General features: G+C 67.1%; 17 protein-coding genes. 13 read left to right on the top strand and 4 right to left on the bottom strand.

The window, feature by feature from the left end; translation table 11 throughout:
• Positions 1–89 precede the first annotated feature (89 nt).
• The 4 genes from BLS81_RS06040 (at position 90) to BLS81_RS06025 (ending at position 5,614) form a co-directional block, all read left to right on the top strand.
• Complete coding sequence (locus BLS81_RS06040; protein ID WP_093222936.1) at positions 90–1,319, top strand: NAD(P)/FAD-dependent oxidoreductase; 1,230 nt, start codon at positions 90–92, stop codon at positions 1,317–1,319.
• Between the two features lie 15 nt (positions 1,320–1,334).
• A complete protein-coding gene (locus BLS81_RS06035; protein ID WP_093222109.1) occupies positions 1,335–1,820 on the top strand; it encodes a nuclear transport factor 2 family protein in 486 nt (161 codons plus the stop codon).
• Between the two features lie 77 nt (positions 1,821–1,897).
• Positions 1,898–4,666 carry a porin family protein gene (locus tag BLS81_RS20690; RefSeq protein ID WP_093222106.1) on the top strand — a complete coding sequence of 923 codons (2,769 nt, stop codon included), beginning with the start codon at positions 1,898–1,900 and terminating at the stop codon, positions 4,664–4,666.
• A gap of 204 nt (positions 4,667–4,870) precedes the next feature.
• Positions 4,871–5,614, top strand: a complete 744-nt coding sequence (locus BLS81_RS06025) for an SDR family NAD(P)-dependent oxidoreductase (protein WP_093222104.1) — start codon at positions 4,871–4,873, stop codon at positions 5,612–5,614.
• A gap of 45 nt (positions 5,615–5,659) precedes the next feature.
• Here the strand turns inward: BLS81_RS06025 and BLS81_RS06020 are convergent, their stop codons facing one another.
• Together BLS81_RS06020 and BLS81_RS06015 are read right to left on the bottom strand one after the other, a co-directional pair.
• A complete protein-coding gene (locus tag BLS81_RS06020) occupies positions 5,660–6,334 on the bottom strand; it encodes a prolyl hydroxylase family protein (protein WP_093222101.1) in 675 nt (224 codons plus the stop codon).
• 71 nt (positions 6,335–6,405) lie between these two features.
• The gene (locus BLS81_RS06015) at positions 6,406–7,302 is read right to left on the bottom strand and encodes an AraC family transcriptional regulator (RefSeq protein ID WP_093222099.1); all 897 of its coding nucleotides are present in this window, start codon (positions 7,300–7,302) and stop codon (positions 6,406–6,408) included.
• 162 nt (positions 7,303–7,464) lie between these two features.
• Here BLS81_RS06015 and BLS81_RS06010 point away from each other — a divergent pair, with 162 nt between their 5' ends.
• On the top strand, positions 7,465–8,190 hold the full coding sequence (locus BLS81_RS06010; RefSeq protein WP_093222097.1) for an SDR family oxidoreductase: 726 nt from the start codon (positions 7,465–7,467) through the stop codon (positions 8,188–8,190).
• 152 nt (positions 8,191–8,342) lie between these two features.
• On the opposite strand, the gene BLS81_RS06005 is transcribed toward BLS81_RS06010, so the two are convergent.
• The gene (locus BLS81_RS06005) at positions 8,343–11,225 is read right to left on the bottom strand and encodes a TonB-dependent receptor (RefSeq protein WP_176787058.1); all 2,883 of its coding nucleotides are present in this window, start codon (positions 11,223–11,225) and stop codon (positions 8,343–8,345) included.
• A gap of 309 nt (positions 11,226–11,534) precedes the next feature.
• On the opposite strand from BLS81_RS06005, the gene BLS81_RS06000 reads away from it, so the two are divergent.
• Both BLS81_RS06000 and agaR read left to right on the top strand, forming a co-directional pair.
• A complete protein-coding gene (locus BLS81_RS06000) occupies positions 11,535–13,394 on the top strand; it encodes an NPCBM/NEW2 domain-containing protein (protein ID WP_093222092.1) in 1,860 nt (619 codons plus the stop codon).
• A 93-nt stretch (positions 13,395–13,487) separates the two neighbouring features.
• Positions 13,488–14,282, top strand: coding sequence for a transcriptional repressor AgaR (gene agaR / locus BLS81_RS05995; protein ID WP_256326097.1), 795 nt, complete (start codon positions 13,488–13,490; stop codon positions 14,280–14,282).
• A 62-nt stretch (positions 14,283–14,344) separates the two neighbouring features.
• On the opposite strand, the gene BLS81_RS05990 is transcribed toward agaR, so the two are convergent.
• Positions 14,345–15,448, bottom strand: coding sequence for an amidohydrolase family protein (locus BLS81_RS05990; protein WP_256326096.1), 1,104 nt, complete (start codon positions 15,446–15,448; stop codon positions 14,345–14,347).
• 227 nt (positions 15,449–15,675) lie between these two features.
• Between BLS81_RS05990 and BLS81_RS05985 the strand changes: the two genes are divergently transcribed.
• The 6 genes from BLS81_RS05985 to BLS81_RS05960 all read left to right on the top strand — a co-directional run bounded on the left by BLS81_RS05985 (position 15,676) and on the right by BLS81_RS05960 (position 25,509).
• Positions 15,676–17,664, top strand: coding sequence for a glycoside hydrolase family 36 protein (locus BLS81_RS05985; protein ID WP_256326095.1), 1,989 nt, complete (start codon positions 15,676–15,678; stop codon positions 17,662–17,664).
• Positions 17,661–18,575 (top strand): DMT family transporter, encoded by a 915-nt coding sequence (locus BLS81_RS05980; protein WP_093222086.1) that lies wholly within the window; start codon positions 17,661–17,663, stop codon positions 18,573–18,575. Before BLS81_RS05985 ends, BLS81_RS05980 begins: the two co-directional genes overlap by 4 nt.
• Positions 18,576–18,644: 69 nt before the next feature.
• Complete coding sequence (locus BLS81_RS05975) at positions 18,645–19,928, top strand: D-tagatose-bisphosphate aldolase, class II, non-catalytic subunit (protein ID WP_093222083.1); 1,284 nt, start codon at positions 18,645–18,647, stop codon at positions 19,926–19,928.
• A complete protein-coding gene (locus BLS81_RS05970) occupies positions 19,921–21,063 on the top strand; it encodes an SIS domain-containing protein (RefSeq protein ID WP_093222081.1) in 1,143 nt (380 codons plus the stop codon). Before BLS81_RS05975 ends, BLS81_RS05970 begins: the two co-directional genes overlap by 8 nt.
• A complete protein-coding gene (locus BLS81_RS05965; RefSeq protein ID WP_093222078.1) occupies positions 21,060–21,992 on the top strand; it encodes an N-acetylglucosamine kinase in 933 nt (310 codons plus the stop codon). The genes BLS81_RS05970 and BLS81_RS05965 overlap by 4 nt, the downstream gene beginning before the upstream one ends.
• A gap of 289 nt (positions 21,993–22,281) precedes the next feature.
• The gene (locus tag BLS81_RS05960) at positions 22,282–25,509 is read left to right on the top strand and encodes a glycoside hydrolase family 2 TIM barrel-domain containing protein (protein ID WP_093222074.1); all 3,228 of its coding nucleotides are present in this window, start codon (positions 22,282–22,284) and stop codon (positions 25,507–25,509) included.
• Positions 25,510–25,515: the final 6 nt, after the last annotated feature.

Below are 25,515 nucleotides of genomic sequence, written 5' to 3'. Positions count from 1 at the left end.
GCCGCGATACAGGATGCGCGCGGTGCTGACCATCTCGACAACGCCGCCTCCGCTGGGCACAGGGTTGGAAAACGAGAATGGAGGATCACGTGACCAGCTATGATGTTCTGATCGTCGGGGCGGGGCACGGCGGCGCGCAGGCGGCGGTGGTGCTGCGCCAGCAGAAGTTCGCGGGCACGATCGCGGTGATCGGCGACGAACCCGAACTTCCCTATGAACGTCCGCCGCTCTCCAAGGACTATCTCGCCGGCGAGAAGGGCTTCGAGCGCATCCTGATCCGCCAGCCCGCCTTCTGGGAAGAGCGCGACGTGACGATGCTGCTCGGATCGGCGGTGACGCGCGTCGATCCCGAGGCGCGGATCGTCGAGACGGCGGCGGGGGAGGTGATCGGCTATGGCAAGCTGATCTGGGCGACCGGCGGGCGCCCGCGCAAACTGACGTGCGACGGGCACAGCCTGCGCGGCGTCCATGCGGTGCGCACGCGTGCGGATGTCGATCAATTGATCCGCGAGCTTCCGCAGGTCGAGCGCGTGGTCGTGGTCGGCGGCGGCTATATCGGGCTGGAGGCGGCGGCGGTGCTGACCAAGTTCGGCAAGCATGTCACCGTGCTGGAGGCGCAGGGCCGCGTGCTGGCGCGGGTCGCGGGCGAACCGCTGTCGCGTTTCTACGAGGCCGAGCATCGCGCGCACGGGGTCGATCTGCGCCTGTCGGTCGGCGTCGCGTGCATCGAGGAGCGCGACGGCGCGGCGTGCGGGGTGCGGCTGGCGAGCGGCGCGATCCTGCCGTGCGAGATGGTGATCGTCGGCATCGGCATCGTACCCGCGGTCGAACCGCTGATCGCGGCGGGCGCGGAGGGCGGAAACGGCGTAGTCGTCGATGCGCAGTGCCGCACCAGCCTCGCCGATATCTTCGCGATCGGCGACTGCGCGGCGCACGTCAATCGCTTCGCGGGCGGTGCGACGATCCGGCTCGAATCGGTGCAGAACGCCAACGACCAGGCCACGATCGCGGCGAAGACGATCCTCGGCGACGCCGTCTCGTACGATGCGGTGCCGTGGTTCTGGTCGAACCAATATGACCTGCGCCTGCAAACGGTCGGCCTCTCGACCGGTCATGACGCGGTGGTGGTGCGCGGGGCGCCGGAGACGCGCAGCTTCTCGGTGATTTACCTGAAGGCGGGCCGTGTGATCGCGCTCGATTGCGTCAATTCCACCAGGGACTATGTGCAGGGCCGTGCGCTGGTGCTGGCGGGTGCGGCGGTCGATCCCGCGCTGCTCGCCGATGCCGACGTACCGCTCAAGACGATGTTGCCCGCCTGATTTCCGGAGACGCTGATGAGCCTGCTACTTGCCGCCGCCTTGCTTGTCGGCCAGACGACGCCGATCCCCAAGCTGCCGCCCGCCAACCCGATCCCGCTCGCGGATGCCGACACCAGCGCGGTGATGGCGCCGATCAACGCCTTCCTCGCCGGCGTCGCCGCGCGCGACCCGCAGGCGATCCTCGCGGTGGTGCGTCCCGACGGCGGCGCGACCTATGCGACCGAGGCGGCCGACGGTGGGCGGAGCATCACGCGGCGGACATGGGCCGAGGTGGCGGCGCGCTTCGCGCCCGGCGCCGACCGTTGGGACGAGCGGATCAGCGATCCCGCGATTGAGAGCGACGGTGACATCGCGATGGTGTGGGCACCCTACACCTTCCGCGTTAACGGCAAGGTGCACCATTGCGGCACCGACCATTTCGACCTGATCCGCGAAGGCGGTACCTGGAAGATCGCCAATGCGAGCTGGTCGTCGCGCAGCACGGGGTGCGACGCACAATAATCGATTTCGGGCCGATCTGGCATAATCCTGCGACAAAATGCGGGCATCCCGGCTTCGTAACGAAACGAGGACGATCGATGCGCCGAAGCTCCGCCATAGTGTTCTTCGCATGTGCGAGCACCGCGACGATCGCCGCCGCGCAGGATCGGCCATCCGAGCGGCCCCATGCTCCCGCGCCGTCCGAGGAGAATGAAGAGGCCGGCGATATCGTCGTGCAGGGCGTCAAGCCGCCCGGCTCGGTGGTTGGCGACATTCCGCCCGAGCAGACGCTGAGCCCGGCCGACATCCGTTCCTACGGGGTCAGTTCGGTCGCGGACCTGCTCACCGAATTGTCGCCCCAGACCCGCAGCGACCGTGGCAGCGGGGGAGCGCCGGTGGTGCTCCTCAACGGCAAGCGTATCTCCAGCTTCGCCGAAATCCGCGACATTCCGACCGAGGCGATCCTGCGCGCAGAAATTCTGCCCGAAGAGGTCGCGCTCAAATACGGCTACCGCGCCGATCAGCGGGTGGTGAACATCGTGCTGCGCCGCCGCTTCCGCGCGCTCACCACCGAACTGGCGGACACGGTGCCCACCGCCGGCGGCAACAACAGCCCCGGCGTCGAGGCCGATCTGCTCAAGATCCAGAGCGGTACGCGCGCCAACGTCCATCTCTCCTACAAGTCCAGCTCGGCGCTGACCGAGGACGAGCGTGGCATCCTGCCCGTCGCCAGCCCGTTCGCTGTGGGCGGCAACATCACCGGCGTCGGCGGCGGCGCGATCGACCCGGCGCTCGGCACCGCGACGATCGTCGGCGTGCCGCGCACCGCCGGGGCGACGACACCGTCGCTCGGCGATTTCGCGGGCACGGCGGCCAACGTGGCCGACCCCGGCGCCTATCGCACGCTCGTTCCCTCGAGCCGCGACTTCGCGGTCAACACGAATTACGCGACCTCGATCCTCGGCACGGTGAGCGCATCGTTCAACGGCCGGCTGGAGGTGACCGACAGCCACGCGCTGAACGGCCCGGCCAACGTCGCGCTCACGCTGCCGGCGGGCAATCCCTTCTCGCCCTTCTCGCAGGCGGTGGTGGTGGATCGCGCGCTCGGTACGGGATATCTGCCGCTGCGGCAGGATTCCTCCAGCGTGATCGCGCATCTCGGCACCACGCTCAACGGCAATGTCGGTAGCTGGCAATGGTCGGTGACGGGCACGTACGACCGCACCGAAAGCGAGACCTTCACCGATGTCGGCGTCGATGCCTCCGCCTTCCAGGCGCGGCTGAACGCGGGCGACCGCACCGCCAACCCGTACGGCCCGCTCAGCGGCCAGTTGGGCGTGCTGCCGGTCAATCGCGGCTATTCGACCGCGCAGACCGGCGGTGCGGACGCGCTGTTCAGCGGCACGCTGTTCAAGCTGCCAGCCGGCGCGATCTCGACCTCGATCCGCATCGGCGCGCAGGCCAACAGCTTCGACAGCCGCTCGTTCCGCTCGAACATCGAGCAGGCGGGCACCGTCCGCCGCGACATCGTCAACGGCCAGATCAATGTCGACGTGCCGCTCACCAGCCGATCCAAGCAGGTGCTCGGCGCGATCGGGACGCTGTCGGCCAATTTCAACCTCGCGGTCGATCACCTCTCCGATTTCGGGACGCTGACGACGGTCGGCTACGGCGTGAACTGGGCGCCGATCCCGGCTTTGCGGATCATCGCCTCGGCGACCGACCAGGATGACGCGCCGACCGCGCAGCAACTCGGCAATCCGAGCATCATCACCCCCAACGTCCGCGTTTTCGATTATGTGCGCGGCACCACCGCGATCGTCACCGCGATCAGCGGCGGCAACCGCGGGCTCCTCGCCGACACCACGCACACCAAGAAGATCGGCGCGACGCTCAAGCCATGGGCGGCGAAGGACATCAATCTCACCGCGAATTACGTGCAGGTCCGCACCGAGAATTCGGCGGTGTCCTTCCCGGGCGCGACCGCCGCGATCGAGAGCGTGTTCCCCAGCCGCTTCGTGCGCGATGCGGATGGCGATCTGACCCAGATCGACCAGCGGCCGATCAACTTCGCCGAATCGCGTCGATCGGAATTGCGCTGGGGCGTCAATTTCTCCGTGCCGCTCAAGTCGAAGATCCAGAAGGCGTTCGAGGCTTATCGCGCGGGTAAGGGGCCGAACCCGTTGCAAGGTCTGCTGCCGCCGGGCGGACGCCGGGGCGATGGCGCGCCGCCGGGTGGCCCGAATGGCGGCGGCCCGCGTAACGGCGGCTTCGGCGGGCCGGGTGGCGGGCCGGGCGGGCCAGGTGGCGGCGGTGGCGGACCCCGCGGTGGCGGGTTTCGCGGCGGTGGCGGCGGCTTCGGCGGGCGCGGGCAGGGCGGCGGACGGCTCCAGTTCGCGGTCTATCACACCTGGCACTTCACCGATCGCGTGCTGGTCGCGCAAGGCGGCCCCGCGCTCGATCTGCTCCGCGGCGACACGGTCGGTTCGGGCGGGGGCCAGCCGCGCCACGAGATCGAGGCGCAGGCGGGCTATAGCAACAACGGCCTCGGTGCGCGGCTCTCCGCCGACTGGCAGAGCGCCACCGACGTGACCGGCGGCACCGTCGGCAACCCCGATCCGCTGCACTTCTCCGCGCTCGGCACGATCAACCTGCGGCTGTTCGCCGATCTGGGCCAGCGGCTCGATCTGGTGAAGGCGCATCCCTGGGTGCGGGGCATGCGGATCGCGGTCGGCATCACCAACCTGTTCGACACGCGCCAGACGGTGCGCGACGCGCAGGGGGTGACGCCGGTCAGCTATCAGCCGGGCTATATCAACCCGCTCGGGCGGACGATCCGCGTCTCGGTGCGCAAGCTGCTGTTCTGACGGCGATCCTGCCCCGCCGGGGGCGGTGGTACGTGTAGCGTGGCGGAGGGGGCGGACCACGAGACGGCCGCAAGCGCGCCGCGACCTTCCCCGCCGGCGCTTCGCGCCACCTCCCCTTGGCGGAGGAGGATTTGTGCCGCACGAGCCTTGCAATCGCCGCACCGTCCGCGACATGAGGGCGCGCAACCTTGAGGAGAGTTTCCGATGCCGACCGCCTTCATCACCGGCGCCACCTCCGGCATCGGCGCCGCGACCGTGCGGGAACTCGCCGGATCGGGCTGGCATGTCGTCGCGACCGGCCGCCGTGCCGACCGGCTCGACGCGCTGGCGGCGGAGATCGGTGATCTCGTCCATGTCGCCGCGTTCGACGTGCGCGACGAAGCCGGGTTCGAGGCCGCGCTGGCAGCGTTGCCCGCGCCGTTCAGCGACATCGATCTGCTCGTCAACAACGCCGGCCTCGCGCTCGGCACCGCGCCCGCGCAATCCGCCGATCTCGAGCAGTGGCGCACGATGATCGACACCAACGTCACCGCGCTCGCCACCGTCACGCACCGGCTGCTGCCGGGGCTGATCGCGCGCAAGGGGGCGATCATCAACCTGTCCTCCGTGGCGGCGACCTATCCCTATACCGGCGGCAACGTCTATGGCGGCACCAAGGCGTTCGTGCATCAGTTCAGCCTTGGGCTTCGTTCCGATCTGGCGGGGACGGGCGTGCGCGTCACCTCGATCGAACCGGGCATGGTGGAAACCGAGTTCACGCTGGTGCGCACCGGCGGCGATCAGGCCGCGTCGGATACGCTCTACGGCGGCGCCGAGCCGATGACCGCCGAGGATATCGCCGCGACGATCGCGTGGGTGGCGACGCTGCCGCCGCATCTCAACATCAACACGCTGGAACTGATGCCGGTGCGGCAGAGCTTCGCCGGGTTCCAGGTCGCGCGAGCCTGATCGCGTTACCCTTCGCTCTCCTCCAGGGAGGGCGAAGGGGAGCGGTTACCCCTGAATCCAATTCCCCTCGCGAAACCATTTGGTGACGATGTACTTCGTCCCCTTCATCACCGCGACGCCTTCGTGGAGCGTCCTGTTGTTGGGGCTGCCATCGGGGTTCATGTTGTTCCACGCGAGCAGCAGGCCCCGCTTCGGGGTGACGCGCACACCGGCGAGCGGGAACCAGGTCGCGCCGCCTTCCTCGACATCGTTCAGATAGATCATCGTCGTCCAGGTGCGCTGCCCGCCGCATTGCTGCATCGCCGGCCAATAGGGCTGATCCTCGCTGAACCAGTCGCAATGCGCGCGGAATTGCTGGCCGGGCGCGTAGCGCTGGCCCTGCATCGTCTCGCCGTGAACCGGATCGAGCCCGAGCAGTTCGGCGATCGCCTCGTCGGTCGGCCGGACCTCGGGCGACCAGCGATCCATGTCGCAACTGTCGCTGGTGCGGTAATCGGGATCGGCGGTGCTCAGCACGGTCGATGGGCGGCGGTTGGCGTCGATCATCGCGCGCAGCCGCGTGCAGACCGCCGCGTTCAGAAAGTCCGGGTAGTAGAAGAGCTGGATCGCATCGCTCTTGGCGCGCGTCGTCGCGGGATTGGCGGCGAGCCGCGCCGAGACCGACTCGCCGTAATATTGGCGCACCGGCGAGCTTCTGGCGGGTTTCTTGCGGAAGAACATCGCGCCGTTTCAGCCCAGCCGCTGCCGAAAGACAAGGGCCGCGGTGTTCCGGGCAGCGGGCGCCCCCCGGATCAAACCGGCGTGAGCAGGTCGCCGCTCGCCTGCATGCGTTCGATATCGCGTTTGGGCGGAGCGCCGAACAGCCGGGCATATTCGCGGCTGAACTGAGATGGACTTTCATAGCCGACCGCGAAGCCGGCCGAGCCCGCGCTCGCGCCCTCCGACAGCATCAGGCGCCGCGCCTCCTGCAAGCGCAATTGCTTCTGATACTCCAGTGGCGTCATCCGCGTGACCGCCTTGAAATGCTCGTGCAGCGACGATGGGCTCATGTTCGCGGCGGCGGCGATGTCGTCGATCCGCAGGTGCCGATCGAAGCCGCGCCGAATGGTGGCGATCGCCCGTCCGACCTGGTTGAGCCGGCTGTCCGCCACCGTCATGTAGCGCAGCGCCGGGCCATGCGGGCCGGTAAGCAAACGATAGAGGATCTCACGTTCGATCAGCGGGGCGAGCGCGGGAATGCTCTCCGGCCGATCGAGCAACCGCACCAGCCGGCACGCGGCGTCGATCAGGTCGTCGTCGCTCCGGTACACGGCGAGCGCCGGCAGGTCGGCTTTCGGCGCGCGACCGCCTTCGGCGAGGATCAGGTCCGCCAGCGCGGCATGGTCGATATCGATCTTGCAGCAAAGATAGGGCGCGGCGGGGCTCGCCTGCGTGACATGGCCGACCAGCGGAAGGTCCACCGACACCAGCAGGTAGTGCGCGGGATCGTAGACCAGGTTCCGCTCGCCCAGCGACACATGCTTGGACCCTTGCGCGATCAGGCAAAGGCATGCGTCGTACACCGCCGGTAGCGGCACGGTGGGCCGATCGGCGCGGAACAGCGAAAGGCGCGGAACCGCCGTGACCGTCATGCCGGTGCGGGGGATTTGAAGCGCGATCGAGGCGGCGAGATCGGCGATGCGGTCCATGCGGCCTTCTGCGCGCCTTCTGCCGCGCCATGCAAGCGCCGGGCGCCATATCCGGAGAATCGGGCAAGGAGTTCGGACGATCGCGCTCACGCCCGCCACCGTTCGCCGCCATTTGAGGCAAGCCGCCCCGGCGAGAGAAAGGGGCGTCAGGAAGGGACGATCATGACCACCACCATCGACAAGACGATCCTCATCAGCGGCGCCTCCAGCGGCATCGGCGAGGCCACCGTGCGCGAACTGGCCGCCAGCGGCGCGCGCCTGTTCATCGGCGCACGGCGGAGCGATCGGCTGGAAGCGCTGGCCGCCGAACTCGGCGCCACCGTCGCCTGGCAGAAGCTGGACGTGACCAGCGCGGAGAACTTCGCCGCATTCGCCGAGGCGGCGGAGGCACGGTTCGGGCGGATCGACGTGCTCATCAACAATGCCGGCGTGATGCCGCTCTCGCCGCTCGCCGCGCTCAAGCAGGACGAATGGACGCGGATGATCGACGTCAATATCCGCGGCGTGCTGAACGGCATCGCGGCGGTGCTGCCGCGGTTCGTCGCGCAGCGGTCCGGCCATGTCGTGAACGTCGCTTCGATCGCGGCGCATCTCGTGCTGCCGAGTGCCGCCGTCTATTGCGCGACCAAATATGCGGTGTGGGCGATCAGCGAGGGGCTGCGGCAGGAGCATGACGACATCCGCAGCACCGTCATCTCGCCGGGTGTCGTCGCGACCGAACTCGGCAACGACATCACCGATCCGGCGATCGCCTCCGCTCTTCAGGACTGGCGCCAGAAATCGCTGACGCCCGACGCGATCGCACGTGCGATCCGCTATGCGCTCGAGCAGCCCGAAGGCGTGGACATCAACGAAGTGATCATCCGGCCCACCGCCGCGAACATGTGATCGCTCGCAGGCCGCGGCGCGGGCGGTAGGCTCGCCCGCGCCGCGTGCGGCCTAATCCGGGTTCCGCGAGAACCGGCTGTTCGATCCTGCCGGCCTGTGTTCGCCTGAGACGGGCTTGCCCGGTCGGGCGAACACAGGGTCGGCGGAGCGGATCAGAGGCGTGCGCGCACGCCGAAGAAGAACGCGCGGCCGGTATATTCGTAGAAGGCCGGCACGTTGCTGTATGTCGAGTAACGCTGCGTGGCGGAGTCGAGCAGGTTCGAACCCTGCACATACACCGTCAGTTGCGGCAGGATGTCGTAGGAAATGCTGCCCGCCAGCTCATGATAGGGGCGCTGCTTGATCGCGAGCGTGTTGATGTAGCTATACTGCGACGAGGTGAAGCTCGACTGATACTGGTACGACACCGACGCGTTGATGCCGTGCTTCTCGTAGAAGATCTTGGCGTTGGCCGAGAACGGCACCGCATCCTGCAGATCGGTGGTGGGCAGCCCCTCACGCTTGGCGCGCGAGCGGTTGTAGGTGGCGTTCGCCTGGAAGCCGAGCCCGTTGTCGAGGAAATACTGGCCGCCCGCCTCGATGCCGTACACGGTCGCGCTGTCGCCGTTGACGTAGGTCAGTTCGGTGAACGGGAAGCTCGCCGGCGCGCCCGGCACCTGGTTGGTCGGCACGAGGTTGAACGCGACGGCCTTGGTCGTCACGAAGTTGGTCAGGTGCTTGTAGAAGCCCGCGAGCGTCAGCGCGATGCGGCGGTTCGGATAATATTCGAGCGAGATGTCCGCCTGATCGGCGGAGACGGGCTTCAGGTTCGGGTTGCCGGCATCGGTGACCACCGGGGTGTTGGACTGTGCCGCCGAATAATCCTTGGCCGAGGACAATTCTCCGAACGTCGGCCGCGAGATCGCCTGCGACGCGGCGAGGCGCACGCGGAACCCCCGGGCGATGTCGTAGGAGAAGTTCGCCGAAGGCAGCAGCCGCTGATAACTGCCGCCGCCGGAGATCGGCGCGATCGGGTTGAACACCACGTTGGCGGTGCCGACGCCGACCACGACATAGCTGCGCACGCTCGCGCCGTAGCCAAGTGAATTGACGGTGGTGTTGACGTAGCGAAGGCCGAAATCGCCCTTCCAATTGTCGCCGCCGACGTTGAGCTGGGCATAGGCGTTCCAGGTCTTCTCGGTGATCGCGTAGGATGCGAGCTGGTCCGGCACGATCTGCTGCGTGGCATAGCCGGTCGGGTAGGGCTGGCCGGTATTGGGGTTGATGACGTTTGGATTGTTCTCCGCCTTGGACAGCGACGAGAGATAGGTATTGATGTCGAACGCCGGAATCGCACGCGGGAAATTACCGGAAACGTTGGGCAGGATGTGGGTGAACTCGGGCGCCTGCACCACGTTCGCGCCGATCGCGGAGAACGGGAAGGGATAACCGCCGAAATTGTTGGCGGTGGTGTATTGGTTGTCGATCACGTCGACCGTCTTCTTGCGGTCGGTATAGGCGCCGCCGAACGCGATCGAGCGCAGCAGGCCGTTATCCGCCTCATACACCAGATCGAGCTTGGCGCTGGTGCTGCGGTCGGAAATGTTCTGGCCCTGGATGCCGATATAGTGAACGCGCAGATCCTGGTTGCCCGCCTGATCGAGCGTACGGTTGGTGACGCTGCCGTCGGCATTGGGGATGGTCAGGATGAGATCGGGCAAGCCGCCATCACGCGTCGCCACTTGCGCGCGTGAGCCGGGGATGCCCGCCACGACGAAGCGGTTCTGCCCGCCGGTGTTGTCGGACGCCTTGCCGTAGGACACGTCGGCAGCGACCTTGAGCTTGTCGGTCGCCTTCCAGTCGATGTGACCGCCAACCTGATAGGTCACGGAGTTGCGCGGCTCGTCGGTCGACAACACGTCGATCGTGGCGTCGTTGACGGTATAGTTGGTGAGAACCTTGTTCTTGTCGATCTGCACGTTGTTGAGATCGTAGCGAACGTTGCCGTCGTTATCGAACGGGGTCAGCCCGACCGAGACGCGGTGGTTGTGCTCGGTATCGGTGTAATTGCTGTAGATGCCGTCGATGCGCAGTTCGAAGCTGTCCGAAGGCTTCCACTGGTAGGCGGTGGACCCGCCCCAGCGCTGACGCTCGCCCTTCACATAGCCGACGCTGTAGAAATACGGTTCGATCACGCCGCCGCCGTCGGGCGCGTTGACGACGCTGCGCTGGCCGTTCGGGGCGGTGACGATGTCGTAGATGTCGTTGCTCGAATATTCGCCGAGATTGTCGGTGCGGAACTTGTACTTGTTGTACGTGCCCGAGATCAGAAAGCCCATCGTGTCGTTGGCGAAGGTGGTGCTGACCACGCCCGACGCCTTGATGCCGCCCTTCTCCGCGAACTGGTTGTACTGGCCTTCGAGCGAGCCGGCGGCGTGGAAGCCGCGGTGATCGAACGGGCGCGCGGTGCGCAGATCGATGTTGCCGCCGATGCTGCCTTCGAGCTGCGACGCCTGCGCGGCCTTCTGGATTTCGGCGCCGGAGATGACTTCGGAGGGCAGCACGTCGAACGCGAACGATCGGTCGGGGCCGTCGGTCGGCAGCACGCGGCCGTTGAGCGTGGTGAGCGCGAAATTCTCGCCGAGCCCGCGCACCGTGACGCTGCGGCCCTCGCCGCGACCGTCGCGGCCGACGGTGACGCCCGGAATGTTGGACAAGGCTTCCGCCACGTTGCGGTTCGGAAATTTGCCGAGTTCTTCCGCCGAGATCGCATCGACGATCGTGGAGGCGTCACGCTTCGTGTCGATCGAGCGCAGCAGGCTGCCGCGCACGCCGCGCACGACGATATCGGTGCCGGTGTCACCCGTCGTCGCGGTCGCGTCCCCGCTGGCGCCGGGGCCGGACTGGATGGTCGAGCCGAGGTTGGTCTGGTCGGTCGGCGCGCCGGCGACCGGGCCTTGTTGCTCGGTCTGCGCGACTGCCTGTGATCCCGCGATCAGCGCGGTCGCGCTGATGCCCGTGCAAACGACGTTCCGCCACGATTTAGCGTTGACCATGTTCCGTCCTCCCATTTCGCGATATCATCGTAAGCGACGCGACGTTCGGCGGTCGCTTTGTTGCGCTTTGCTACCTCGCACGAAACAAAGTTGTCAAACGCTTTAAAACGAAACTTGCGGGATGTTGCTGAAAGGTGACAACGCCGCGCTGCGAGCACGGGGACGTCAGGGGAGGCGCCTTGCACGGCAAAAGGCTTCGTTTTGTAGCGTTCGCCCCGTTTCGCTGATAGCGTGCGCGTCCCCCGATTCGCGAATGGCCGGCGTGCGGCGGATCGGTAGCGCCTCGTAGCTGACAGGAATTCCGCTAAAATGACGCAGAGATTGTCGACCATACGGCGCTTGCGCACCGTCTTCGCCGCCACGTCGGCGTTGATCGCGTCGGTCGCGGCGCAGCAGGCCGCCGCACAGGTGGCGCCGCTCGAACCCTCCGGCCAATTCTCCGCGTATCCGAGCGCGGCGGCGCAGACCCCGCCGATGGGATGGAACCCGTGGAACGCCTTCCGCACCGATGTGGACGAGGCCAAGGTCCGCGCCTCCGCGCAGGCGCTGGTCGATACGGGGCTCGCGGCCAAGGGCTATCGCTATGTGAATATCGACGATGGCTGGGCGTTGAAGCGCCTCCCCGACGGGCGCCTGCGCATCCGCGACAGCATGTTCCCGTCCAGCAAGGTGGCGGATAGCGATACGGGTTCGTTCCTGCCCTTCACCGCCTTCCTGCACGGGCTCGGCCTCAAAGCGGGCCTCTACACCGATATCGGCCGCAACACCTGTGCGCAGCGCTGGGACGCCGACAGCCGCAACTTGCCCGAAGGCACCGTGGCCGAACGCGAGGTCGGTAGTTTCGGTCATGCCGAGCAGGACATGCGCATCATGTTCGCCGACTGGAAGTTCGATTACGTCAAGATCGACGCGTGCGGCGTGGCCGATTACACGCGGGCCGATCCGCCGGTGACATCCGGCCAATATCAGGCGTTCGCGCCGCTGATCGTGCGTGGCGACATCCCAAAGTCCGATCCCCGTGCGGTCGAGAAACTCTATGCCGCGCTGGGCGCGGCGGCGCGCCGGTTCGGAGGCGACGCCGCCACCCTGTCGATCTGCGCATGGGGCGAGGCGCTCTCGCCGATCTGGGGGCATGTCCACGGCAATCTGTGGCGCACGAGCCCCGACGTCGAGTTCACCTGGAAGAGCATGCTCGGCAATTTCGACAGCGTGGTCGACGGCGGCCTCTATGCCGGGCCGGGGCATTGGAACGACCCGGACATGCTCGCGGTCGGCCACGGCGATTTCGATGCGGATCATCTCACCGAGGCACGATCGCACCTGACGATGTGGGCGATCACCGCAGCGCCGCTGCTGCTCGGCTTCGATCTGCGGAGCGCGCCGCCGTCCTTGCTCGATCTGGTCGGCAATACCGAGATGATCGCGATCGATCAGGACGCCGCCGGCAACCAGGGGGTGCCCTATCGCGACGGCGACGCGATGGCGGTGGTCCGCACGCTCGCGGGCACCGGCCAGCGCGCGGTCGCGCTGCTCAATCGCGGCGACAAGCCGGTCACGGCGCGCGTCACATGGGCGCAACTCGGGTTCGCGCCCGGTAGCCGCGCGCGCGTCCGCGACATCTGGGCGCGCGCCGATCGCGCGCCCGCGCGTGACGCCATCACCGCGACCTTGCCCGCGCATGGTGCGCTGCTGCTGCGCGTCCAGGGCGTCGCCGCGGACCCGTCCTCGACGCTGCTCGATGAGATGCCCGCGCGGGTGAATATCGCCGCCGACGGGCTGACCGCCGAAACGGCGCTGCCGATGGGCAAGTTCCCCGCGCGCATCGCCGCCGCGCCCGACGGCACGCCGCTCACCGCGGCGGGGCGGACATTCGCGCATGGCATCGGCCTGTTCGCCAACTCGCGGATCGAAGTGCGTGCCGGCCGCGAATATCGCCGCTTCGTCGCGACGCCGCTGGTTCTCGGCGGCGAGCGGACCGTGCGCTTTCGCGTCTATGCCGATCGCAAGCTGGTTCAGGAGGTCGCCGTCGCCCCGGCCACCGCGCCCCGGCCGATCGACGCGGATGTTGCCGGCGCCGAGATCGTCGAGCTCGTCGCGCTCGACGACGGTGCGCGCGCCGGTCGCCCGCCGATGATCGGCTGGGGCGATGCGGGCTTGCGTCGCCGATAGCATTTGCATGGACAATGCTCGCTTTCCGCACGAAGGCGCGGACGACATAATGGGACGACCGGCACCGGGCCGGGCTGTGGTGGAAACAGGCACGTGAGCAAGGAAGACGGCGGCATGGTCCGCGACACCAGTGAGCGACGGCTGCGCATCAGCGCCATGGTCCGCGAGCGCGGCAGCGTGCAGGTCGCGCCGCTCGCGAAGCGGTTCGGCGTGTCGATGCAGACGATCCGCAAGGATCTGCGCTATCTCGAGACGCGTGGCGTGATGGAGCGATCGTATGGCGGGGCGATCAGCGCCGACGCGGTCAACGTCACGGCCGAGCCGGCGGTCGAGGTGAAGCGCTCCAGCCATGCCGACGAGAAGGCGCGGATCGGCAAGCTCGCCGCCTCGATGGTCCGCCCCGGCGAATCGATCGTGCTCGATTCGGGCACCACCACATTACAGATCGCGCACTTCCTGCCCGATGATGAGGATATCACCGTCCTCACCAACGATCTCGATATTCTGTCGGTGCTGGCGGCCAAGGAACGGCTCAACATCGTCATGCTCGGCGGTATGCTGCGTCGCAAGAACCGCGCGTTTTATGGTGCGCAGACGGTGGCGGCGCTGGAAAATCTCCGCGTCGACAAGCTGTTCTTGGGCGTCGACGGCTTCGACATCGAATGCGGCATCACCACCCATTACGAGCCGGAAGCACTGCTCAACCGCAAGATGGTCGAGGCGGCGCGCGAGGTGATCGCGGTGACGGACGTGTCCAAGTTCGGCCGCGTCTGCCTGCACCGCATCGTCAAGGTCGAGGATATCCAGCACCTCATCGCCGACAACCGCGTGCCCGCCGAGATCCACGCGGCCTCGCAACGCCTGGGCTTCCGCATCCACGAGGCGTGAGCGGGGGCGTCCGTAACGAGGAGCGGCTCCGGCCCGTGTCGGGGCCGAGGCCGGGCAGGGCGTCACCCCTTCAAGTGAAAGAAGCGCCGCGCGTTGGTGTAATAGATCTTGTCGATCACCGCGCGCGGCAGCGCCAGCCCCGGTGCGTCCGCCTTGATCGCGGCGATCGGCTGCGACAGCGGCGTGGCGAGATAACGCCAGTCCGAGCGCCACATATCATCGGCTTCCTTGGTGAAATTGCCCGTTGTCGGCGGGTTTTGCGCGCGTGCATTGGGATCGAGCGGGCTGTCGGTCAGGTCGGTGCCGTACATCAGCCGGTCCTGATACTTGATGAAGAAATCGCGTACCTTGGCGCGGTTCGCGTTGGACTGGACCTGCACCTGGCTCATCCGCGCGGCGAGATCGACCATCGCATTCGGGTAGGTGTCGAGGAACTTGGCGAGTTCGTCGACGCTCCACTCCAGGCTCGCCATATGCGCACCGTCGAAGGCGAGTTTGGGGTGGCGCGCAACAAAGCGGTCGCGCACCGCCATGAGCTGCTCGTAGCTCGGCTCCTCCGGGTGGCGATACATGTAATATTCGGGGTGTTCGCTGAAATAGGTGCGGTCGTTGTCGGTCGTCATCTGGTCGAGCGGCAACCAACAGTTCTTCGGCTCGCCCTGATGCGCGATCAGCGGGTGTCCGCGCGCCTGGATGTGCGCCATGACCGGATCGAACCGCGGATCGTCCAGGAAGACCCGCTTGCCGGCGGTGTCCTTGGCGATCATGCCGATGTTCTTCCACACCTTCACCGCGACCGCGCCGTGCGCGAAGCCGTCATCGACCGCGCGCGTCGCTTGCGCGGTCCAGTTCTTGCCGCCGAACCCGTCCATCGAAAAGGTGGTGGCGAAGTGGAAGCGCTTGGGATCGGCCGCGTGCATCTTGTACGCGATGCGTGCCTGGACGGCGAGTGGCGGGAAATCCGGATAATCGACGTTGATCGACAGCAGCTCGAATCCGTCTTTGCGGGCTACGGAGAGGAAATCCGGCGCGTCGCGATTGGCGTGAACATGCGCGTCGAGCTTGGCGACGCGGGTGAAATCCGCTTCGCCATAGGTGCTGGGGGCCGGGCCGGCACCGACGAGCGCCAGCGCGGCGAGGGGAAGCAGTGTCGTCGACAGGCGCATCATACTCTCCAAACGAAACGTAACGAAATGCATCCTATGTTGCGTTTTGGTTTGCGCAAGCGATAACCTTCGGGCACATCCTTGGCCAAAGCCGCGCTTCCGGTTCCGAGCGGCTGTTCACGAGAGGCTTGTCCGTGTCGCAATCGCATCTGTCCCGTCGTGGCGCGCTGGCGCGGCTTTCGGGCGCCGCCGCGCTCATCGCAACGTCCCCGGCGGCCTTCGCCCGAGTGGCACTGAAAGAGGCGCCGATCCTGCCGCTGAGCGACGGCGTGCTGACCATCGCGTTCGATACGGGGATGCACTCGCGCGTTTCCATGCGCGGCAAGCCGCTGACCGCGATGGAGCCGGGGGAGGCGATTCGTCTCGGCGACCAGCGTGTCGTCGACCGGTTCCTCCTCGTCGAACACACGCAGGACCAGATCGCTGGCGGTCGCGTCCATCACCTGCGCGGCACGGCCGAAGGGATCGAGAAGCGCATCACGGTGACCTTCCTCGCGGCTTACCCCGGACTGGCGTTGCTCGACATCCGCTATCGCAACACCGGCGCTGCGCCGCTCGCGGTGGCGGGATGGCAGGCGGCGACGCACGATCTCTTATCGCATCCAGACGGCGCGTGGAGTTTCTCCGGCGCTTCCTACCCCGATCGCCGCGACTGGGTGCAGCCGATCCGCCCCGGCACCGGCCAGCGCAACTTCATGGGGATGAACGCGACCGATTACGGCGGCGGCACGCCGGTCGCGGTGGTGTGGCGGCGCGACGCCGGGATCGCGGTCGGCCATGTCGACACCGTGCCACGTCTGGTCTCGCTGCCGGTCGCGGGCCAGCCGGGCGGCACGCGCATCGCCATCGTGGGCGATCAGGGGGCGGTGGTGCCGCCGGGGGGCACGCTCGCGCTGCCGCCGGTGTTCCTGATGGTGCATGAAGGGGACCATTTCCGCCCGCTCGACGCCTATCGCCGTCTGATGGCCGAGCGAGGCTTCGCCGCGCCCGCCATCCCCGAGCCGAGCTATGCGCCAGTGTGGTGCGCCTGGGGCTATGGCCGCGATTTCAAAATTCCCGAAGTGCTCACCGCCATGGGCAAGGCCAAGGAGATCGGCCTCGAATGGGCGGTGCTCGACGATGGCTGGCAGACCTCGGAGGGCGACTGGAAGCTCAACCCCGCCAAGTTCCCGCGCGGCGACGCCGACATGAAAGCCTTCGCCGCGCAGATCAAGGCGGGCGGGATGCGCCCGCGGCTGTGGCTCGCGCCGCTCGCCGCCGATCCCGGCACCGATCTGCTGCGCGATCACCCGGACATGCTGCTGCTCGACGCGAACGGCGCGGCGCAGAACGTCAGCTTCTGGGATGCGTTCACGCTGTGCCCGGCCTATCCGCCGGTGGTCGATTACTTTCGCGGCCAGATCCGGCGCATCCTCGGCTGGGGATTCGAAGGGCTGAAGCTCGACGGCCAGCATCTCAACGCCGTCGCGCCCTGCTACAACCCGGCGCACAAGCACGTGCGGCCCGAGGAATCGTACGAGAAGCTCCAGGATTTCTGGAAGGCGCTTTATGACGAGGCGATCTCGATCAATCCGAACGCGGTGATGGAAATCTGCCCGTGCGGCGATTCCTTCGCGTTCCACAACATTCCCGGCATGAACCACACGCCGGCGTCGGACCCGACCTCGTCATGGCAGATCCGCCTGAAGGGCAAGACGTTCAAGGCGATGATGGGGCCGTCCGCGCCGTTCGCGGGCGATCATGTCGAACTCAGCGACCGCCACGACGATTTCGCGACGCATTACGGCATCGGCGCGATCCTCTCGACCAAGTTCACCTGGCCGAACGATCCGGTCGGTACCACCGATCCGCTGCCGCCGGGCGGTATCGCGCTGCACCCCCAGAAGGAGGCGCTGTGGCGCAAGTGGATCGCCCTGTACCACGCCAACATGCTGCCCAAGGGCGAGTATCTAGGCGGGTTGTATGATATCGGCTTCGACAAGCCGGAAGGTCATGCGATCCGCAAGGACGGGCGGATGCATTATGCGTTCTACGCGGATCGCTGGTCGGGCGCGGTCGTCTTGCGCGGCCTGCCGCCGGGGCGGCACCGGGTGACCGACAGCTTCACGGGCAAGCCGCTCGGCACCGTTTCCGGCCCGCAAGCGCGCTTGCCCGCCACGTTCGAGCATTTCCTGGTGCTCGAAACCACGCCTCTCGACGGAAAGACCAACGCATGACCGCAACCTCTCCGGGCGGACGTGCCTGGCTGCTCAACGCGATGGCGACGGTGGTGCTGTGGGGCATATGGGGCGCGTTCTCCGGCCTGTCCCCGCAGCACGGTTTCCCCGAGACGTTGGTCTATTGCGTCTGGGCGCTGACGATGATCCCGCCCGCCCTGGTCGTGCTCGCGCTCGCCAAGTGGAAGCTCGATGTGAACCCGCGCGCGATCGCCTATGGCGTCGCGGTCGGCGCGCTTGGTGCGGGCGGGCAGATGGTGCTGTTCTACGCGGTGACGCGCGGGCCGGCCTATCTGATCTTCCCCGTCATCTCGCTGTCGCCGGTCGTCACGATCGCGCTGTCGTTCCTGTTCATGGGCGAGCGTACCGGGCGGCTCGGGGCGATCGGCATCCTGCTCGCGCTGCTCGCGCTGCCGACCTTCGATTTCGCGCCCGGCGGGGATGCGCAGGGCGGCGGCTGGCTGATCCTCGCGCTGATCGTGATGGTGTGCTGGGGCTTGCAGGCCTATTTCATGAAGTCCGCCAACGGCGTGATGTCGGGCGAAAGCATCTTCTTCTACATGACGGTGACGGGCCTGGCGCTGGTACCGGTCGCGCTGTCGCTCACCGATTTCAGCCGAACGATCAATTACGGGCTGGACGGCCCTGGCCTCGCGGCGGTGATCCAGGTGCTGAACGCGATCGGCGCGCTCACGCTCGTATTCGCGTTCCGCTACGGCAAGGCGATCATCGTCGCCCCGCTGACCAACGCGGGCGCGCCGCTCGCCACCGCGATCATCTCGCTCGTCGCACTCGGCGTCATGCCCGGCCCGATCAAGCTGGTTGGCATCATCCTCGCCGTCGCCGCCTCCCTGCTGCTCGCGGTGGAGCCCGACACCAAAGACGAAAGTGCCGTGCTCGCGGAAGCGTAAGTTTCGTTTAGTATCTATTTGTTGTCTTATGCATCCACGGCCACTAAGAAGCCGCCAAAGGAGTAGCCGATGGAGATGATTCGAAATCTCGTTGCCGAACATAAGAGCGGCAAGACGGTGGGCATCACCTCGATCTGCTCGGCGCATCCGCTGGTGATCGAGGCGACCTTCGCACACGCGCTTGGCCGGGACGCCGAGTTCGTGCTGATCGAGGCGACGTCCAATCAGGTCAATCAGGACGGTGGCTACACCGGCATGTTGCCGGCCGATTTCCGGGCGTTCGTGGAGGGCATCGCCGATCGGCTCGGGTATCCGCGCGACCGGCTCGTGCTGGGCGGCGACCATCTCGGCCCCAATGCCTGGACCGCGCTGCCGGCCGATCAGGCGATGGCCAAGGCCGAGGTGATGATCGCGGACTATGTGCGTGCCGGCTTCTCGAAGATCCATCTCGATTGCTCGATGTCCTGCGCGGACGATCCCACGCCGCTCCCCGAACGCACCATCGCCGAGCGCGCGGCGCGCCTGTGCCGGGTGGCGGAGGACGCCTACACCGGAGATCCCGCGCGCGCGCCGGTCTATGTGATCGGCACCGAAGTGCCGGTGCCCGGCGGCGCGGCGGAGGATCTCGACACGCTCGCCGTCACGACCCCCGAGTCGGCGCTCGCCACGCTCGACATGCACCGTGCGCTGTTCGCGGAAAGCGGCCTGCAAGCCGCGTGGGAGCGGGTGATCGCCACCGTCGTCCAGCCCGGTGTCGAATTCGATCATATGAAGGTGGTCGATTACGACCCCGACGCCGCCACGGCGCTGAGCGAGGCGATCGTCCCGGTCGACCATATCGTGTTCGAGGCGCATTCCACCGACTATCAATCCGCGCGCGCGCTCGCCGCGTTGGTGCGCGATCATTTCGCGATCCTGAAGGTCGGCCCCGGCGTCACGTTCGCGTTGCGTGAGGCGCTCTGGGCGCTCGACGCGATCGAGCGCGAGACAGTGCCGGCGGACCAGCGCGCGAACCTTCGCGGAACCGCGATCGCGCGGATGAAGGCCGAACCCGGCAATTGGCGCAAATATTATCATGAGAGCGGCGACGCGCTCGATCTCCAGCTCCAATATTCGCTGAGCGATCGCATCCGCTACTATTGGCCGGACGCGCAGATCGCGGCCGCGCAGGCCGTGCTGTTCGACAATCTGCGGGAGCATGTGCCGCCGTTGCCGCTGCTCAGCCAGTATTTGCCTGTCGCCTATGCCGCCGTGCGCGCCGGCACCGCGACGCTCGACCCCATCGATCTGATCGTCGCGCACATCGGCGCGACGCTCGATGCCTATTACGGAGCCTGTAACCCCAATGCTTGACAGCACCCTCGCGGTCGCCCAGCCCTCCACGGGCGATGAGAGCTGGACGCGACGCGAAATCCTCCAGCAACCCGCCACGTTGCGCGCGACCCAGGCGATCCTCGACGCGCGCCGGGACGAGATCGACGCGTTCATGCGCCCGCTGCTCGACCAGCGCGGCCTGCGGATCATGCTGTGCGGCGCGGGGACGTCGGCGTTCATCGGCGAATGCCTCGCGCCGTGGCTGTCGGCGACGCTGGGCCGCCCGGTCGAAGCGGTCGCGACGACCGATATCGTGAGCGCGCCGCACCTCTATCTCGATGCGGGCCGGCCGACGCTGATGGTGTCGTTCGGGCGCTCCGGCAACAGCCCGGAAAGCGTCGCCGCCGTCGATCTGGCGGATGCGCGCATCGCCTCGGTCCATCACCTCGTCATCACTTGCAACGCGCAGGGCGCGCTGTCGCGCCGGCAGCCCGGCAATACCTTCGTCGTGTTGTTGCCCGAGGAGACGCACGATCGCGCCTTCGCGATGACGTCCAGCTTCAGCGCGATGATGCTCTCTGCGCTGTCGATCTTCACCGGGGCGGGCACGATGCCGGCGCGTGTCGAGGCGATCGCCAACGCGGTCGAGGCGATGCTCGGCCGTTCGGACCATGCGGCGGAGACGCTCGCCGGCGCCGATTTCGAACGCGTCGTCTATCTCGGCAGCGGCGTGTTTCAGGGCCTCGCGCGCGAGGCCGCGCTCAAGCTGCTCGAACTCACCGACGGTGCGATTCCGACCGCGTTCGATTCGTCGCTCGGCTTCCGCCACGGCCCCAAGACGATCGTCACGCCGCGTACGCTGGTGGTCGTGTTCGTCTCGAATGATCCGCTGACGCGCCTGTACGATCTCGACATCATCGAGGAATTGCGCGCCGATGGCCGATGTGGCGCCGTGATCGTGATCGCCGCGCGTGAGGCCGCCGGCGAGACCTTGCTGGTCGAGCATGCCGCCGACCTCGTCGATGCCGACCTGCTGTTCCCCTACATCACCTTCGCCCAACTCTACGGCCTGCATTGCTCGCTGCGGCTCGGCCGCACGCCGGATCAGCCCAACGCCAACGGTACGGTCAATCGCGTCGTGCAGGGCGTTCGAATCCACACGCCGGCCGCATGACCTTGTACCTCGGCATCGATGGCGGCGGCACGAAGACCGAGTTCGTCTGCATCGATCAGACCGGCGCGGTGAGGGCGCGCGCGTTGACGGGCACGACCTATCATCTTCAGGTCGGGCTGGACGAAGCCGTCGCGCGGCTGGCCAAGGGCATCGACGCGATCTGCGCCCAACTGTCCGTCTCACGGGAACAGTTCGGATATGTGTTCTTCGGTTTGCCGGCGTTCGGCGAAGATGCGGTCGTCGATCCGCTGCTTCGCGCCGCATGCGGGCAACTGCTGGGCCATGACCGCTATGCGTGCGACAACGACATGGTGTGCGGCTGGGCCGGGTCGCTGGCCTGTGCGGATGGGATCAATCTCGTCGCCGGCACCGGTTCGATCGCTTATGGCGAGCGGCAAGGCCGGAAGGCACGCGCCGGCGGCTGGGGCGAGATTTTCAGCGACGAAGGTTCGGCCTATTGGATCGCGATCCAGGGGCTCAACCTCTTCACACGCATGAGCGACGGGCGCGTGGCCGAAGGCCCGCTGCGGCGCGCGTTCGTCGAGGCGTTCGACCTCGGCGCCGATCTCGACATCTGCGCGCGGGTGATGGGTGAGCGCGGTCTGGCGCGCGATGAGATCGCCGCGCTGGCGCCGATCGTATCGCGCGCGGCGGCGGACGGGGACATCGAGGCGGCAGCGATCCTCGAGCGCGCCGCGGTCGAACTGGTCGAGATCGCGCACGCGCTGCGGGGCAAATTGGGGTTCCTGGCCGACGAGACGGTTTCGCTATCGTGGTCGGGCGGGGTGCTCACCAAATTGGCGGAGGTGCGCGAGCCGTTCCTGCGCGGTCTGGAGCAGCGCGGGCGATATGAATTGGTCACGCCCCGACACGAACCGGGCGTCGGCGCGGCGCTGTATGCGGCGTTGCTGGAGCGCAACGCGGCCTGAGCGGGACATGGCCGGCCAGCATCGTCGCGGCCGCTGTAACATTATATGTCCCGCGATAACCCTTCCTCATAACTGGCTTGCGTCCGGAAACGTTTACGGCCAAGCTCGTGGCACTGTGTTCGGAGCATTCGTGGCGCCTCAAGCGCGCGCGGCATGTGAAAAGACACGTAGACTGGCTGTTCCGCCTCGACGGGCAGCCATGTCGCGGCAACAGTATCGCGCGTATCAGCGCGAGCGCTACGCGTGGCGGCAACGGCCGACCGCGAGTCGTTTGCGGTAGGGGATCAAGATGAAGTTCAACGATATTCTCGTCGGCGCCAGCGCGCTCGTCCTCGCGTCGCCGGCGCTCGCAAAAGACGCGCCACGCGTCCAGCCGGTCCAGGTCGATCCCGCGCGGCCGGATTGGGAAAATCCGGCGGTGTTCGCGCGGGGCAAGATGCCGGCGCACGCGACCAGCTTCCCGTTCGAGACCCGCGCCGCCGCGCTTGCCGGCGACCGGACGCGCTCGGCCCGTTTCCTCAGCCTCGACGGCACGTGGAAGTTCGCATTGTCGCCCTCGTCCGACGCGACGCCGGCGGGCTTCGAGCAGCCGGGCTATGATGTCGCCTCCTGGGCCGATATCAAGGTGCCGGCGGACTGGCAGGCGCAAGGGTTCGATCAGGCGCGCTACAACAACATCAACTATCCTTTTCCGCCCGACCGCCCGTTGATCCCGCATGCGACCAATCCGGTCGGCAGCTATCGCCGCGACGTCACGCTGCCGGCGGGCTGGAGCGGGCAGGATGTCATCCTTCACATCGGCGCGGCGGGATCGGCGTACGACGTCTGGGTTAACGGCAAGAAGGTCGGCTATTCGCAGGATTCGAAACTGCCGAGCGAGTTCGACGTCACCCGCTTCGTCGCGCCGGGCCGCAACACCATCGCGATCCAAATTCATCGCTGGTCGGACGGTTCGTATCTGGAGGACCAGGATTTCTGGCGCGTCTCAGGGATCGAGCGCGAAGTCTATCTGATGGCCGCGCCGAAGACGCGTGTGAACGACATCTTCGTCCATGCCGGGCTCGACGCCGCCTATCGCGACGGCGTCCTGTCGACGGATGTGGCCGTCTCCCCGTCGGCCAAGCCGGTTACGGCGCGGATGACGCTGCTCGATGGTGAGCGCACCCTGCTCGTGCGTGCGCAGACGGTCGCCGCCGGATCGAGCGAGCGGACGGTGACGCTCGCTGCGCCGGTGCCCGGCGTGAAGCCCTGGTCGGCGGAGACGCCCAACCTCTACACGCTGCTGATCGAGCTGGTGGGCGCCGATGGCAAGGTGCTCCAGGCGACGCCGCAGCGGATCGGCTTCCGTACCGTCGAGATGAAGAACGGGCTGGTCAGCGTCAACGGCAAGCCGATCGTGATCCGCGGCGTCAACCGCCACGAGCATGATCCCGAGACCTTCCACGTCATCTCCGAAGCGTCGATGCGGCGCGACATCGAATTGATGAAGCGTAACAATATCAACGCGGTACGCACGTCGCATTATCCCAATGATCCGCGCTGGTACGCGCTTGCGGACGAATATGGCCTGTACGTGATGGACGAGGCCAATATCGAAAGCCACGCGTACATGGAGTATGGAAACAATCACCTGGGCGAGCGTGCCAAATATCAGATCGGCTTCGATCCGGCGTGGCAGGACGCGCATGTCAGCCGCGTCGCCAACATGGTCGAGCGCGACAAGAACCATCCGTCGATCATCTTCTGGTCGCTCGGCAACGAAGCCGGGATCGGCCCCAATTTCGCGGCCGCCGCCAAAGCCGCCAAGACGCGCGATCCAGGCCGGCTGATCAGCTATCTTGGCTGGGGCACGTTGGAAGAGCATCAGCCCAACGATTATGCCGACATCTACGCGCCAATGTACGACAGCGCCGAGAAATTGGCCGATTATGCCACCAACTGGAACTTCAGGCAGCCGCTGATCGAGTGCGAATATGCGCACATGATGGGCAATTCGGGCGGCGACCTTAAGGAGTATTGGGATGTGATCTACGCGCATCCCGACAAGCTGCAGGGCGGCTTCGTCTGGGACTGGGTCGATCAGTCGATGTACCGCTACACCAAGGACGGGCGGCGCTATTGGGGGGACGGCAGCGAATATGGCCCGAACCCGACCGGGGAGATCGAGTTCGGCGACGGGTTGCTCCAGTCCGACCGGACCCCCAATCCGGCGCTGTACGAAGTGCGTAAAGTGTATGCGCCGATCCAGTTCGAGGCATTCGACCCCGCGACCGGCCGCGTGACGCTGCGCAACCGGCACGACTTCCGCGATCTGTCGGGCTTCGCCTTCGACTGGGAGGTTCAAGAGGACGGCGTCGCGGTCGCCAAAGGAACGCTGCCGGCGTCGACCGCGGCGCCGCACGCGACCGATACGCTGACGATCCCGGTCGGGACGATCGCGCGCAAGCCGGGCGCGGAATATTTCGTGACGGTGCGTGCGGTCGCGCGGCCCGGTGCGGTGCCGTTGGTGCCGGCGGGTCATGTGGTGGGCTGGGAGCAGTTCGCGCTCGGCGAACGGCCGGCGGCCAGGACGGCTCACGTCGGCGGTGCGGCGGTGACGGTGCGGCAGGCGGGAGACGTCATCACGCTATCGGCAGCGGATGCGACGCTCGCGATCGACCGCAAGACCGGTCTCGTGCGCGGCTATGCGCGCGGCGGCAAACCGCTCGCGCGCGGCGGCGCGCCGCATTTCTGGCGGGCGGTGACCGACAACGACATCGGCATCGGCACCGACCGGCAACTCGCCGTCTGGAAGACGATGAGCGAGACGCGGACGGTGCGCGGCGTATCCTCGACCGACGCGCCCGACGGCGGTGCGGCGGTGCGGATCGACTATGAGCTGGGCGATGGCGCCGCGCGCTTCCAGTCGATCTACACGATGGCGCGCGACGGCGGCGTCACGGTGACGGGTGCGCTCGACCCGGTTCGCGCCGATCTGCCGCCGCCGTTCCGCGTCGGCTTCGCCTTCGCGCTGCCAAGCGACATCACCACCGCCGAATGGTACGGCCGGGGACCGCATGAAAGCTATGTCGACCGCAAGACTTCGGCGCCGATCGGGCTGTGGCGCGGGCCGATCGCCGCGCAGAACCATGACTATATCCGGCCGCAGGAGACCGGCAACAAGGTCGACGTCCGCTGGATGGAAGTGAGCGGCGGGGGCCGGGGGCTGCGTGTCGCGGGCGATACGCCGCTGATGATGAACGTGCTCGCCTTCCCCTATGCCGATCTCGACCGGCACACGCCGGGGACGTGGAAATCGACCGATGTCGTGCCGCACGATCAGGTCACGCTGCTGGTGGATGGGGCGCAATGGGGCGTCGGCGGCGACACGCAGTGGAGCGACGTCGGCAAGCCCCTGCCAAAATATCGCGTGCCCCTGGCGCCGACCCGCGTGACGTTCCGCATGGCGGGGTTCGCCGGCGAGGGGACGACCCCTGACAAGGCACGCGCCGCGACCGCGACGACCGGCGAGGAATAGAGCGCC

The sequence above is a fragment of the Sphingomonas sp. NFR15 genome (assembly GCF_900103265.1).
Classification (GTDB): Bacteria; Pseudomonadota; Alphaproteobacteria; order Sphingomonadales; family Sphingomonadaceae; genus Sphingomonas; species Sphingomonas pollutisoli.
This window is presented reverse-complemented; position numbering and strand designations above follow the sequence as displayed.